12 protein-coding genes are annotated in these 12697 nt (G+C 75.8%); 8 read left to right on the top strand and 4 right to left on the bottom strand.

Annotated elements, in window-relative coordinates:
* Positions 1 to 21: 21 nt before the first annotated feature.
* Positions 22 to 675: an AAA family ATPase gene (locus tag ACFRQN_RS36430; protein ID WP_380744819.1), complete on the top strand. Its 654-nt coding sequence runs from the start codon at positions 22 to 24 to the stop codon at positions 673 to 675.
* Positions 676 to 768: 93 nt separating this feature from the next.
* Positions 769 to 1767 carry a zinc metalloprotease gene (locus ACFRQN_RS36425; RefSeq protein WP_380744817.1) on the top strand — a complete coding sequence of 333 codons (999 nt, stop codon included), beginning with the start codon at positions 769 to 771 and terminating at the stop codon, positions 1765 to 1767.
* Between the two features lie 13 nt (positions 1768 to 1780).
* Here the strand turns inward: ACFRQN_RS36425 and ACFRQN_RS36420 are convergent, their stop codons facing one another.
* Positions 1781 to 2164, bottom strand: a complete 384-nt coding sequence (locus tag ACFRQN_RS36420; protein ID WP_049659206.1) for a hypothetical protein — start codon at positions 2162 to 2164, stop codon at positions 1781 to 1783.
* Positions 2165 to 2312: 148 nt separating this feature from the next.
* Here ACFRQN_RS36420 and ACFRQN_RS36415 point away from each other — a divergent pair, with 148 nt between their 5' ends.
* Positions 2313 to 2774, top strand: a complete 462-nt coding sequence (locus ACFRQN_RS36415; protein ID WP_049659205.1) for a universal stress protein — start codon at positions 2313 to 2315, stop codon at positions 2772 to 2774.
* Positions 2775 to 2826: 52 nt separating this feature from the next.
* Entirely contained in the window at positions 2827 to 3675 is an 849-nt protein-coding gene (locus ACFRQN_RS36410) for a DNA-formamidopyrimidine glycosylase family protein (protein ID WP_380744815.1), read from the top strand.
* Here ACFRQN_RS36410 and ACFRQN_RS36405 read toward each other — a convergent pair.
* The 3 genes from ACFRQN_RS36405 to ACFRQN_RS36395 form a co-directional block, all read right to left on the bottom strand.
* Positions 3623 to 4258: a uridine kinase gene (locus ACFRQN_RS36405; RefSeq protein WP_380744813.1), complete on the bottom strand. Its 636-nt coding sequence runs from the start codon at positions 4256 to 4258 to the stop codon at positions 3623 to 3625. The genes ACFRQN_RS36410 and ACFRQN_RS36405 overlap by 53 nt on opposite strands.
* A gap of 30 nt (positions 4259 to 4288) precedes the next feature.
* Entirely contained in the window at positions 4289 to 5626 is a 1338-nt protein-coding gene (locus tag ACFRQN_RS36400; protein ID WP_380744811.1) for a PQQ-binding-like beta-propeller repeat protein, read from the bottom strand.
* A 104-nt stretch (positions 5627 to 5730) separates the two neighbouring features.
* A complete protein-coding gene (locus ACFRQN_RS36395; RefSeq protein WP_117493083.1) occupies positions 5731 to 6057 on the bottom strand; it encodes a DUF4326 domain-containing protein in 327 nt (108 codons plus the stop codon).
* Positions 6058 to 6151: 94 nt separating this feature from the next.
* Here ACFRQN_RS36395 and ACFRQN_RS36390 point away from each other — a divergent pair, with 94 nt between their 5' ends.
* The 4 genes from ACFRQN_RS36390 to ACFRQN_RS36375 all read left to right on the top strand — a co-directional run bounded on the left by ACFRQN_RS36390 (position 6152) and on the right by ACFRQN_RS36375 (position 12650).
* Positions 6152 to 8683 carry a SpoIIE family protein phosphatase gene (locus ACFRQN_RS36390; RefSeq protein ID WP_380744809.1) on the top strand — a complete coding sequence of 844 codons (2532 nt, stop codon included), beginning with the start codon at positions 6152 to 6154 and terminating at the stop codon, positions 8681 to 8683.
* Positions 8684 to 8830: 147 nt separating this feature from the next.
* Positions 8831 to 10531: a sensor histidine kinase gene (locus ACFRQN_RS36385; RefSeq protein ID WP_380744807.1), complete on the top strand. Its 1701-nt coding sequence runs from the start codon at positions 8831 to 8833 to the stop codon at positions 10529 to 10531.
* Positions 10532 to 10681: 150 nt separating this feature from the next.
* Complete coding sequence (locus tag ACFRQN_RS36380; protein ID WP_049652130.1) at positions 10682 to 11350, top strand: response regulator transcription factor; 669 nt, start codon at positions 10682 to 10684, stop codon at positions 11348 to 11350.
* Between the two features lie 556 nt (positions 11351 to 11906).
* Complete coding sequence (locus tag ACFRQN_RS36375) at positions 11907 to 12650, top strand: transglycosylase family protein (protein WP_375875726.1); 744 nt, start codon at positions 11907 to 11909, stop codon at positions 12648 to 12650.
* Positions 12651 to 12697 lie beyond the last annotated feature (47 nt).

Genomic DNA, 12697 nt, shown 5'->3' with positions numbered 1-12697 from the left:
CGGACGGCGGCGGCGCCGAGGGTGCCGCCGCCGCGCACCGCCGGGGAACGGGTCGTCCTGCCCGCGCCGGACGACCCGTCCGCATCGCACGCGCCGCACGACCCGAGCGCCCGGCACGAGCTGCGCGGGCCCGGGCCGGCGGTCCTGCGCTACCCGGCCGGGGACCTGCTGGTCGTCACCGGCCTGCCCGGCAGCGGCAAGAGCACCCTGATGCGCCGCTGCGTCCGCGCCCCGCTGATCGACTCCCAGCTGGTCCGCGAGGAGTACGCGGCCCGGCTGCCCGGCCGCCTGCCGTACGCGCTCTACCGCCCGCTGGCCCGGCTCGCCCACTACCTGCGGTTACGCCGGGCCGTGCTGGACGGCGGGCCGCTCGCGGTGCACGACTGCGGCACCCAGCCCTGGGTGCGGGCCTGGCTGGTGCGGGCCGCCGCCCGGCAGGGCCGCCGGGTGCACCTGCTGCTGCTCGACGCCGACCCGGCCGAGGCGCTGGACGGGCAGCGGCGGCGCCGGCGCGGCGTCTCGCGCTACGCCTTCGCCCGGCACCAGGCCGCCGTCGCCCGGCTGCGCCGCCGGATCCTGGAGGCCGGACGGCCGCCCGCCGGCTGTGCGTCGGCCGTGGTACTCGACCGGGCCGCCGCGCGCGCCCTGCGGGGGATCGACTTCACGGCGTCGTAGTCTCGGCGGGTCCGCGCCGGGCGCCGGCGGGTCCGGCCGGAGCAGGCCACGGGCGCGGCCGACACCCCGTCAACTCCCCTGTCAGGAGCGCTGATGCGCCGTACTGCCCGGGTGCGCTCGCGTGCCCCACGCCTGTTCCCCTGCGCCGCCGCGCTGGTCGCCGCGGCCGGTCTGAGCCAGTTCGCCGCACCGGCCGCGCACCGCGCCGCCGTCGCTCCGGCGGTGGAGCGGTGCGCGGACGACGGCGTCGGTCCGGACGACGGCGTCGGTGCGGGCGGTGTCGCGGCGCGGCTGCCGGCCGGCAGCCGGCCGGACCGGGACCCGAACGCGGTCAGCCCCCGGCAGGCCCGGGCGATGCAGGCGGACCTCGCCCAGCGGCTCGCCGAACTGGGCGTCGGCCGGGTCCGGTCCGCCGCCCCGACCACGATCCCGGTCTACTTCCACGTGATCCACGACGGCGACGAGGGGCGGCTGGACGCGGCCGCCGTCGCGGGCCAGATCGACCACCTCAACGAGAGCTACGGCGGCCAGGGCGAGGGCAACGTCCCGAGCCCGTTCCACTTCGAACTGGTCGGCACCGACTGGAGCGACAACGCCTCCTGGTACACCGGCATGACCCCGGGCTCCTCGGCCGAGCAGGCGATGAAGACCGCCCTGCGCAAGGGCGACCAGGGCACCCTCAACCTCTACACCGCCCGGCTCGGCGACTCCCTGCTCGGCTGGTCGACCTTCCCGAACGCCTACCGGACGCACCCGACCGACGACGGCGTGGTGGTGCTCGACGCCTCGCTGCCGGGCGGCTCCGCCGTCCACTACGACGAGGGCGACACCGCGACCCACGAGATCGGCCACTGGCTCGGCCTCTTCCACACCTTCCAGAACGGCTGCCGGGCCCCGGGCGACTACGTGGAGGACACCCCGGCCGAACGCACCGCCGCCTCCGGCTGCCCCGAGGGCCGGGACACCTGCCCCGGCCCCGGGCTCGACCCGATCCACAACTTCATGGACTACAGCTACGACTCCTGTATGACCAGGTTCACCCCGGGACAGGTCCAGCGGATGGCCAATATCTGGGCGGCCTACCGGAGTTGACGGTGACAGCGGATCAGCAGTGCACCACGAGGTAGAGCAGCGTCCGGTCGCCGGAGGCCCGGAACTCGTACGCCAGGTACTCCAGGGCGGAGGCGTCCAGCCAGGCGGCCGGCCGCTCCTCGGGGGTGAGCAGGGCGGGCACGAAGACGCCCGGGGAGGCCTCGTGCAGCCGGCCCCACAGGCCCAGCGTCATCTCGTCCGCGTCGACCGCGAGCCGCTTCGCCAGCCGCCGGTCCACCGGGCCGCGGGCCAGCCGCCAGTAGCGCCCCCCGGCGTCCACGAAGCCGCCCGACGCGAGCGGGTCGTCGAGGTTCCAGTACTCGTGCTCCTCCTTCGGCGGCAGGGCGGCCAGGACCTCGGCGAAGCCGCCGGTGCGGCGGCGGGGCTTGTGCGGCATCCGGGGATCCTCGCAGGCGTCGCGGGCCGCGCGCACTGGAATTGAATGCGGCGGGCCGCTTCCGGCGTGGCAGATACCGACCGTTTGTCCGATTTGATCTATGTTCGGAGGGTCGGGACCGATCAGGAGCAACCGAAGGAGCAAGGGCATGAGTGCCAATCCCCGGATCGTCGTCGGCGTGGACGGCTCGCCCGCCTCGGAGCAGGCGCTGCGCTGGGCGATCGACTACGCGCGGGCCGTCGGCGGGACGGTCCACGCGATCGCCGCCTGGGAGTACCCGGCCTTCTACGGCTGGGCCGGCGCGGGCGTGCCGACCGTCGAGGCCTTCAACCCCGAGGAGCTCGCCGGGAAGACCCTCAGCGAGACCGTCGCCAAGGTGGCCGGCGACGACGCCGGCGTGCGGATCACCGAGAGCGTGATGCCCGGCAACGCCGCCCAGGCGCTGCTGGAGGCCGCCAAGGGCGCCGCGCTGCTCGTCGTCGGCAGCCGCGGCCTGGGCGGCTTCTCCGGCGTGCTGCTCGGTTCGGTCAGCCGCCACCTCACCGAGCACGCGCCCTGCCCGGTGGTCGTGGTGCGCGAGGCCCACGGCGCCGCCGAGCAGTCGGAGTAGCGCACCCGGGGGCGGTGCCCCGGCGGGCCGCCGCGCGGACCAGAATGGAGGCATGCCAGAAGGTGACTCCGTCTACCGCGTGGCGGCCCACTTGCACGAGGCCCTCGCCGGACAGCCGCTGACCAGCGCCGACCTGCGGGTGCCCGCGCACGCCACCGCCGACCTCACCGGCCGCCGGGTGCTGGAGGTCGCCCCGCGCGGCAAGCACCTGCTCGCCCGCTTCGAAGGCGGCCTCACCCTGCACACCCACTTGAGGATGGACGGCCGCTGGGTGGTCTACCGCCCCGGCGAGCGGTGGACCGGCGGCCCGGAGTGGCAGATCCGCGCCGTCCTCGGCACCGACCGGGGCACCGCCGTCGGCTACCGGCTGCCCGTCGTGGAACTGCTGCGCACCGCCGACGAACGGCGGATCGTCGGCCATCTCGGCCCCGACCTGCTCGGCTCCGACTGGGACCCGGTCGAGGCCGTCCGCCGGCTCCTCGCCCGCCCGGGCCGCCCGGTCGTCGAGGCCCTGCTCGACCAGCGCAACCTCGCCGGGATCGGCAACGTCTACGCGAACGAGCTGTGCTTCGTCGCGGGCGTGACGCCGTGGACCGAGGTCGGCGAACTCCCGCACCCCGACCGGCTGGTGGAGCGCGCCCGGCAGATGCTGGAGACCAACAAGCTGCGCCCCGGCCACATCACCACCGGCGACACCCGGCCCGGCTACCAGCACTGGGTCTACGGCCGGGCCGGACGGCCCTGCCCGCGCTGCGTCACCCCCGTCGTCACCGGGCGCCAGGGCTCGCCGCCGCGTGACCGGACGGTGTTCTGGTGCCCGTACTGCCAGCGCGGCCCGGCCCCGGAGGTCACGGCCGCTCGACCAGCGCGGGGTGGCGCGGGTCGTCCACCCGGACGGTGACGTCGACCGTCGCGGCGGGCCCGGTCTCCGCCTCGTAGCGGGCGAAGGCGGGCAGTGTCCACTGCTGGTCGGCCGGGGTGCGGCGGGCCAGCGCGGCCGGGCCGAGCGCCAGGTGGACGGTCAGCTCCAGCGGCAGCCAGCGGCCGAGCAGCAGCGCGCCGTCCAGCAACAACACGCCGCCGGGCGGGAGTTCGGTGTACGGGGCGCGGGTCGACCGGTCGGTGGCCGGGTCGCGCAGGGAGGGCAGGACGCGGCCGCTGCCGCCCGGCTCCAGCGGGTCGAGCACCTCGCGGGCCAGGGCGCCGTCGTCCAGCCAGAGGTCGTGGAAGGCGTCCGCGTCCTGGTGGCCGTACTCCAGCCGGATCGAGGCCGGGCGCAGGAAGCCGTCGGCCGAGACCCGCAGCGTCGGGTGGCCGCGCAGCCGAAGCGGCTCCACCAGCGCGTCGGCGAGCGCCCCGGGGAGGGCGGCCGGCGCGCCGTCCACGGCCACCCGCAGGCGCCGGCCGCGGGCGTCGGGCAGGGCGGCGATGCGGTCGGCGAGCAGCTCGGCCAGGTTGTCGGGGGAGATCGGGCGTACCTGCATCGGGCCGTCCTGCCGTGTCGTAGGGGGCGCTCAGTTCAGGGGGAGGGCGTGCAGGACGTCGTCGTGGCCCGCGTAGAGGCGGGTGCCGTCGAACTGGTGGGCCGCGTCGGTGGCGAGGGTCCAGACGTCCTTCCCCGGACCGGAGTCGTGGAAGGTCCACCCCAGCTCGCCGGTCGCGGGGTGGATCGCGCTGACCCCGCCGGCCGCCGTACCCGGGACGAACAACGTGTCCCTGGCGACCAGCGGACGGCTGCGGCGGTCCAGCGGGAACGGCAGCCGGCAGGACCAGAGCTCCGCGCCGGAGGACAGGTCGAGGCAGCTGACGACACCCTGGTCCCACGGGACGTACACCCGGCCGCCGTGTTCGAGGGGCGGGAGCGCCCGCCATGACTCGCCCCGGTGGGGCGCGTAGGTCCAGCCCGGCTCGCCGGCGGGAAGCAGCCTGCGCACGCCGCCGTTGCCGTCCGGGACGAAGAAGCCCCCCGAGCCGGCCACGCACCAGCGCAGGTCCTCCTCACCGGGGGCGGTCCACAGCTCGCGGCCGGTGGCGGCGTCCCGGGCCACCACCTCGACGCGGCCGCCGAGGAAGCGGAGACAGGCGAGGAGGCCGCCTCCGATGTGGGTGGCGGGCGTGACCGGCTGCTCCGTCTGCTCGGTGCGGACGGACCAGAGCAGGGAGCGGTCGGTGACCCGCAGCGCGAACAGGCGGTTCTCCGTCCGGGTGCCGTCGGACCGCGGGCGGCCCCAGGCGTAGCCGTAGAGGATGCCGGGGGCCTGGCGGTCGTAGCCGGCGAGGCGGACCTGCCCCTGGAGCTCGTCGGGCAGCGGCAGGCTCCAGTCGCCGGCCTGGTCGGTGAAGTGCCGGGCGTCGAGGTGGCCCTCGTAGATCGTGAAGAGGTGGTCGGGCCCGACCACCACCTTGCCGAGCACGTCGCCGTCGATGGGCCAGCTGCGGGCGGCCGGCGGGTCGAAGACCAGCAGCCGGGCGGCGGTGCCCTTCTCGTGGTCGAGGACCTGCAGGCCGTTCCTGGAGAGGTAGACCGGGTGGCTCGGCGGGTCGGTGAGGCGCTCCGGGGTCATCGCCTCCGGGCCGCGGTACGTCCAGAGCGGCGTCGGCCCGGACAGCGCGGTCGGGACCGGCCCGGTCGGCCCGGGCGAGGGGAAGGCCCCGCCGACACCCGAACGGCCGAACGCCCAGGCGGCCCCGCCCGCCGCGAGCACCCCGGCCCCGAGCAGCAGCCGGCGCCGGCTCGGCCGCGCGCGCTCCCCGCCGCCCGCGATCACGTCCTCGGGGGCCCCGCCGCCGTCGGTCTCCTCGTCCCACTGCCACGCCGTCCCGCTCGCGGGACCCCCGGACGACGACTGCATACGGCTCTCGCTTCCCCACCGGCGGCCCCACGCCGCCACCCGCCCGGAGAATATCGAACAGTCCGCTATGCATACGAAATGGTGGAAGAGATGGGGAAAGCGGATCACGCAGGCGGGTGGTCGGCGAGGTCGGCGAGGACGTCGGCGTGGCAGGGGAGCGGGGCGCACCAGCAGCCGAGGCGGTGGCCGCGCAGGGGTGGGACGAGGGCGAGCAGGTCGGGGTGGGCGAGCAGGTGGGCGCGGTACCTGGCGACCATCTCCTCGCGGGTGAGGTCCGGGCCGGGGCGGTACGGGCAGTGCAGCGGGGACTCGGCGAGGTGCCAGCCGCCGCGGTGCATGGCGCGGCCGACGTAGACGACGTCGCGGTACCCGGGGTCGTCGCGGTGGCCCTTGAGGTTGACCACGGTGGTGCGGCGGGGTTCGCTCGGCATGCCGTCCATGCTGGCGCACGGCGGGCCACGGGGCAGCCCGGGGCCGGTGCGGGCTCGCCTTGACACCGGTGCGGGCCGGGCGTAGCAAAAGAGCATGCGCCATCCGCACGCGACCGGCGGGGCCCCTGGGGCGCGGCCGGGCCCGGACCGGCCGCCGGAGCCCGGGGCCGGCGCGGAGACCGGCCGGGCGGCCCCGCCGTCCGTCCGGGAGACGGCCCGGCGGGCGGACCACCGGCGCGACGAGCTGCTCGCCCTGGCCGCGCGCCGGGTGCTGGAGTCGACCGGGGCGTACGGCTCGCTGGTGTACCTGCGCTCGCGGGACCGCCGCTCGCTGGTGCTGCGCACCATCGCGGGCGTGCCGCTGTCGGTGATGGGCCCGTTCCGGCGGGTGGCCGCCGCGGGGCCGCTGCCGGTCGCGGTCGCCTTCCGGACCGGGCGCGCCGTCGTCCTCACCGACGCCGAGGACACCATGCGGCGCTTCCCGCAGCTCGCGGTCGGCCTGCCGTACGACTTCGTCTCCGCCTGCGAGCCGGTGGGGCACGGCGGGGAGCGGTTCGGGGTGCTGACCGCGCTGTGGCCGGCCTCGGACGACGGGGTGGCGGCGCCGGCGGCCCGGCAGCTGGCCGAGGCGGCCGCCCAACTGGCCGACGGCCTGGCCGGGTTGGCGGAGTCCGGGCAGTCGGTGGAGCCAGGCTGCGAGGCGGCCGTGGTGGAGCTGCCGCCGCCGTCGGTGCCGACCACCCGGGTCGGGATGTTCGACTGGGACGTGGCCACCGGGTCGCTCGCCGCCGACACCCAGTTCCTGGAGATCTTCGGTTTCGGACCCGGGGAGTTCGACGGCACGGTGGCCGCCCTGGGCCGTCGCGTCGCCCCCGGCGACCTGCCCGGGTTCCGGGCCGCCGCCCGGATCGCGCTGGAGCGCGGCGAGGTGCTGGCCGCCCGGGTCCGGGTGCTCGGCCCGGACGGCCTGCCGTACCCGGTGGAGCTGTGGGCCCGGGTGCCCCGGGCGATCTCCGACGGCCGGACCCACCTGGTCGGCGCGGTGCTGGACCTCCGGAGCCTGACCGCCGCCGCGGCCGCCGTCGACCGGCTGCCCGAGGGCGTGTTCGCGCTCGACCAGGACGGCCGGATCGGCTACGCCAACCGCGCCGTCGAACCACTGCTCCGGGCCCGCCGCGAGGACCTGGTCCACCGCCCCCCGTGGGAGGCGCTGCCCTGGCTCGCCGACCCCTTCTACGAGAACCGCTACCGCGCCGCCCAGCTCTCCCAGCGGCCCACCGCCTTCCTGGCCGCCCGCCCGCCGGACGGCTGGCTCGCCTTCTCGCTCTACCCGGACCCGCACGGCGTCACCGCCCGGGTGGTCGCGGCCGAGGCCCCGCCCGGCGCCGCCGAGCCGGCCGCCGTCCCGCCGCCGCCCGCCGCCCGCACGGGGATGGGCGGCACCCACCACCTGCTCCAACTGGCCAGCGCGCTCACCGAGGCGGTCACCGTCCGGGACGTCTGCCGGGCGGTGGCCGAGGAGCTCCTGCCGGCCTTCGGCGGCCAGGAGCTCGCCATCTACGCGGTGCGCGAGCAGCGGCTGCACCTGCTCTCGCAGACCGGCTACCCGGACGGCTTCCTGGACGCCTTCGAGGGCATCCCGATGGACACCCGGGTGCCCGGCGCGGAGACGCTCCGCACCGGCACCCCGGTCTTCTTCGAGTCGGTGCGCGAACTCGCCGCCACCTACCCCGGCCTGGCCCTGGACGAGATGGGCGCCTGGGCCTTCCTGCCGCTGATCGCCTCCGGCCGTCCGGTCGGCACCTGCATCGTCGGCTTCGACCTGCCGCGCCCGTTCACCGTGGAGGAGCGCGGCCTGCTCACCGCGCTCGGCGGCTTCATCGCCCAGGCCCTGGAGCGCGCCCGGCTGTACGACGCCGAGTTCGCCCTGGCCCGCGGCCTGCAGCAGGCGCTGCTGCCGCACCGGCTGCCCGAGGTGCCCGGCATCCGGATCACCGCCCGCTACCTGCCCGGCACCCAGGGCATGGAGATCGGCGGCGACTGGTACGACGCGATCGTCACCGGCGAGGACGTCACCCTGGTGATCGGCGACGTCGAGGGCCACAGCGTCGGCGCGGCCGCCACGATGGGGCAGCTGCGCAGCGCCGTGCGCGCCTTCGCCACCGGTGGCGACCCGCCCGACGAGGTGCTCGCCCGCACCAACCGGCTGCTGCTCGACCTCGACCCCGGGCTGCTCGCCAGCTGCTGCCTGGTCCGGCTCACCCCGGCCGTCGGGCTCGGCCGGATCGCCCGGGCCGGGCACCTCCCGCCGGTGCTGCGCCACCCCGGCGGGCGGGCCGAGGCGCTGTACGTCCCGGGCGGGCCGCTGCTCGGGGTGGACGAGCGGGCCGACTACCCGGTCAGCGACCTGCGGCTGGGCAGCGGGGCGGTGCTCGCCCTCTACACCGACGGGCTGGTGGAGGACCCGGCGGTGGCGATCGACCAGGGCGTGGACCGGCTGCGGGCCGCGCTGGCCCGGGCGGTGGCGGGGGAGGGACTGGAGCAGGCGGCCGAGCGGCTGCTGCGCGAGGTCGGCTCCGCCCGCCGGGTGGACGACGTGGCACTGCTGCTCACGGCCTTCGGCTGAGCGGCCACGCCGTTCGGACCCGGCGGCCGCGCCGTGCGGACCGGGCGGGCAGGCCGCCGGGACGGGGCCGACCAGGCGACTTTCGTCGGCCGGGGCGGCGACGAAGGAGGACGGCGGATGACCCGGCCGGACCGATAGCCTCGACGGGTGGAAGCGATCGCGCGGGCCTGGAACACGGCGGTACGGACGGCGCTGCCGGGGCCCTGGCGGCCCCGGCGGGTCGTGGGCGAGGCACTGCTCGCCCTGTTGATGGGCGGCTTCGCCGCGCTGATGGAGCTGCTCTCCAACACCGGCCAGGCGGTGCTCGTCGGCGTCGGGGTCGCGGTGGCGTGGGTGCTGCGCAAGGGACTGCCGGCCACCGTGCTGGTCGTCGTCGCGGCCGCCGCCGGCTGGGCGGTCGGCCCGATCCCGATGCTGGTCTGCGCGGGCTGGACGGCCGGGGCGCGGATCCGCCGGGTCTGGTCGCTGGTCGGCACCTTCGTGGTGGGCTGGGCGCTGTTCACCATGACGGGGGTGCTGAAGGAGGGCGCCTCGCTCTCGCCGAAGCTGGTGCTGCCGCTGTCCTTCGGGGCCTTCCTGGTGGTGGCCGTGCTGCCCGCGCTCTACGGCCGCTACCGGGCGCAGCGCCGCGCCCTGCTGGACGCGCTGCGCGAGCGCAACGAGCAGCTGCTGCGCGAGCGGGTCATGGTGGTGCACCAGGCGCGGCTGCGCGAGCGGCACCGGATCGCCCAGGACATGCACGACAGCCTGGGCCACCAGCTGGCGCTGATCTCGGTGCACTCGGGCGCGCTGGAGGTGGACCGGACGCTCACCGACCGGCAGCGCGAGGCGGTCGGGGTGCTGCGGCAGGCGGCGGTCGCGGCGATGCGCGAGCTGCGCGAGGTGGTCGGGGTGCTGCACGACGAGTCGACGGCGGTGCCGGCCACCGCCCCGGCGGCCGCCGGGGTGCCCACCGCCGGGTCGGCGGCCACCGGGGCGGGTGCCGGGGCGGCGGCCCGGGGCGGGGTGGACGGGATCGAGGGATTGGTGGAGTCCTCCCGGGCGGCCGGGGCCGGGATCGACCTCACCGTGGAGGGGGAGCGGCGTCCGCTGGCGGCCGCCGTCGACCACGCGGCGTACCGGATCGTGCAGGAGGCGCTCACCAACGCGCACAAGCACGCCCCCGGCGCGCCGATCGGCGTCGCGCTGCGGTACGAGCCGGACGCGCTGGTGGTGGAGGTCACCAACGCCCGCGCGCCGGAGCTCGTGGGGGCACGCGTCGGGGTGGGCGCGGCCGTCAGCGGCGGTCAGGGGCTGACCGGCCTGCGGGAGCGCGCCCGGTTGGTCGGCGGCATGGTGCACGCCGGGCCCACGCCGGAGCAGGGCTTCCGGCTGGCGGCGGTGCTCCCCTATGAAGGGGAGGAGCAGGCCGCGGCGGCGGACGGGGCCGAGGACTGGATGCTGGACGGCCTGCCGCCCGTCGAGGAGCCGGAGCGCAAGCGGCGCAGTCCGGCGATGGGCTGCGCCCTCGGGGTGGTCGCGATCGCGGTGACCGTGCTCGGCCTGGCGGTCTGGGGCGTGGTCGCCTTCGTCAAGGGCACCAACGACGCGACCGTGCAGCAGCCGATGTACGACCAGATCAGGGTGGGCACCGCCGAGTCCGAGGTGCTGCAGACACTGCCGCGCGGCAACGACTTCATCACCGACACGTATAAGGGGACAGGGCCGGAGATCCCGGAGGGCGCGCGCTGCCGCTGGTTCGTCCTGAACGGTGCGCCCGGCGCCGGCTGGAACGAGGAGCACGTGGCGCGATTCTGCTTCCGGGACGGGGCACTGGTGGAGAAACAGGAGTACGTGGCCAAGGGCTGAGTGACCCCGTGCGCGGGCGGGTGCCCCGGCCGGGCGGGCCGGGCCGGTTTCGGATCACGCTGGTCCGGATCGGGGTGGTTCGGAACGGTCCTGCCGGGATGTGAGGATGGGTGCCGCAGCCCACAGCACCGTTCGAGGGGAATGACCAGCGTGATCCGAGTCCTCGTCGCCGACGACGAGCCGCTGATCCGGGCCGGAATCAGGATGATCCTCGGTTCCGCCGAGGACATCGAGGTGGTCGCGGAGGCCGCCGACGGGCGGGAGGCGCTGGAGCTCGCGCGGGCGCACCGGGTGGACGTGGTGCTGCTGGACATCCAGATGCCGGTGATGGACGGGCTGACGGCGCTCGGGGAACTGGCGAAGGTCGCCCCCGGCGCGCGGGCGCTGATCCTCACCACCTTCGGGGAGCGCGAGAACGTCCTGCGCGCCGTGACCGAGGGCGGTGCCGGCTTCCTGCTCAAGGACACCGCACCGCACGAGCTGATCCAGGCCGTCCGGGCGGCGGCGGGCGGGAACGCCTTCCTCTCGCCGGCCGCGACCCGGCACATCGTCGACTCGCTGGCCTCCGGGCGCAGCGCCTCGCTGGCCGCCCGCGCCGTCGCGGCGCGGCGTCGGCTGGAGGTGCTCACCCCGCGCGAGCTGGAGGTGTTGGCCCTGCTCGGAGAGGGTCTGTCCAACGCCGACGCGGGGGCGCGGATCCACATGAGCGAGGCGACGGTGAAGACCTACGTCAGCCGGATCCTGGCCAAGCTGGGCTGCGACAACCGGGTCCAGGCGGCGCTGTTGGCGCGGGACGCGGAGCTCGACGGCCGTCGCTGAGGGTGTTCGCGTGGTCGCCGTACGTGTCGGGCGTGACGGATGCCACTCGACGGCGGCGCGGAACCGGGAACTCCGGGTGCGGTGGTGACGGTGCGTCAGCTGACGGTTCCTCCGCGTGGATGGTGTGACGGCTTTCTCGGGCGGACAGGTGTGAGTGAGGGCACGGAATTTGACCGTTTGATCTTGGAAATCTGGTCAAAAATGGTCAAATCGGGCATGATTTTTTGACCCGTACCGCCGGTAACAGTCAACTGACCTGCGACGTCGAAGAATTGCTTGCTGCGTCCGGGTGATGCCCCCTAGCTTCATTGGCGGCGCAACGAGCGCCACCCGGGTTCACCCCGACGCACTGCCCGCCGACTGACCCGCGGCATGAGGGCGGTGCCCGCCGACGAGACCGGCTCGAACAGGCCGTCGGCGTGCGGAGGTGACCGGGGCGGCACGGCACGTCCGACACGTGTCCGGCCGCCCGTCGAGTGAGGTGAGCGAAAGACTGCCGGCCCATGTCCCGGGCCTGGTTCCGCATGCCCACCCGGGACTTGTCGAGAGGAACTGTATGAATCCCCGTCACGAGACCGCCGCTGCCACCGACACCACCGCCACCACCAAGCGCCACCGCGTGCGGATGGCGGTCCTCGCGGGCGCCGCCGTCGCGGCCCTGCCGGTGGCCGGCCTCGTCACGGCCACCTCGGCCTCCGCCGCTACCTCCTCGACCTGGGACGCCGTCGCCCAGTGCGAGAGCGGCGGGAACTGGAGCACCAGCACCGGCAACGGCTTCCACGGAGGACTGCAGTTCAGCCCGTCCACCTGGGCCGCGTACGGCGGGACCGCGTACGCCTCCCAGGCCAACAAGGCGACCAAGGCGCAGCAGATCGCCGTCGCGGAGAAGGTCCTCGCCTCGCAGGGCGCGGGCGCCTGGCCCGTCTGCTCGCAGAGGGCGGGCCTGGGCAAGGGCGGCGCCCCGGCCGTCGCCGACACCTCGGGCGGCACGGCGGCCAAGGCGGCCAAGCCCGCCGCCAAGCCGGCCACGAAGGCCGCCAAGCCCGCGGCCAAGCCCGCCGCCAAGCCGGCGGCCGCGCAGCAGGCGCCCAAGGGGCAGCCCTCGGCCAAGCCGGCGCAGTCCGCGCCGGTCGCGCCGAAGAACACCGCCGCGGGCGGCTACACCGTCAGGAGCGGTGACACCCTGAGCGACATCGCGGCCAAGTTCGGCACCGACACGGACAGCCTGTACCAGAAGAACCTGCGCACCATCGGCGCCGACCCGGACCTGATCTTCCCGGGTCAGACGCTGACCGTCTGACCGACTGACGGCTGTCCGACCGGCCGAGCGGCCGCCCCCATCAGGGC

This window comes from Kitasatospora sp. NPDC056800 (assembly GCF_042789775.1).
Classification (GTDB): Bacteria; Actinomycetota; Actinomycetes; order Streptomycetales; family Streptomycetaceae; genus Kitasatospora.
Note: the sequence above shows the minus strand (reverse complement) of the source record. Positions and strands in the feature narration are given on the sequence as shown.

Coding starts and splice junctions, on each gene's coding strand:
- ACFRQN_RS36425 (WP_380744817.1), top strand. CDS start 769: ATGCGCCGTACTGCCCGGGTGCGCTCGCGTGCCCCACGCCTGTTCCCC.
- ACFRQN_RS36420 (WP_049659206.1), bottom strand. CDS start 2,164: ATGCCGCACAAGCCCCGCCGCCGCACCGGCGGCTTCGCCGAGGTCCTG.
- ACFRQN_RS36415 (WP_049659205.1), top strand. CDS start 2,313: ATGAGTGCCAATCCCCGGATCGTCGTCGGCGTGGACGGCTCGCCCGCC.
- ACFRQN_RS36410 (WP_380744815.1), top strand. CDS start 2,827: ATGCCAGAAGGTGACTCCGTCTACCGCGTGGCGGCCCACTTGCACGAG.
- ACFRQN_RS36405 (WP_380744813.1), bottom strand. CDS start 4,258: ATGCAGGTACGCCCGATCTCCCCCGACAACCTGGCCGAGCTGCTCGCC.
- ACFRQN_RS36400 (WP_380744811.1), bottom strand. CDS start 5,626: ATGCAGTCGTCGTCCGGGGGTCCCGCGAGCGGGACGGCGTGGCAGTGG.
- ACFRQN_RS36395 (WP_117493083.1), bottom strand. CDS start 6,057: ATGCCGAGCGAACCCCGCCGCACCACCGTGGTCAACCTCAAGGGCCAC.
- ACFRQN_RS36390 (WP_380744809.1), top strand. CDS start 6,152: ATGCGCCATCCGCACGCGACCGGCGGGGCCCCTGGGGCGCGGCCGGGC.
- ACFRQN_RS36375 (WP_375875726.1), top strand. CDS start 11,907: ATGAATCCCCGTCACGAGACCGCCGCTGCCACCGACACCACCGCCACC.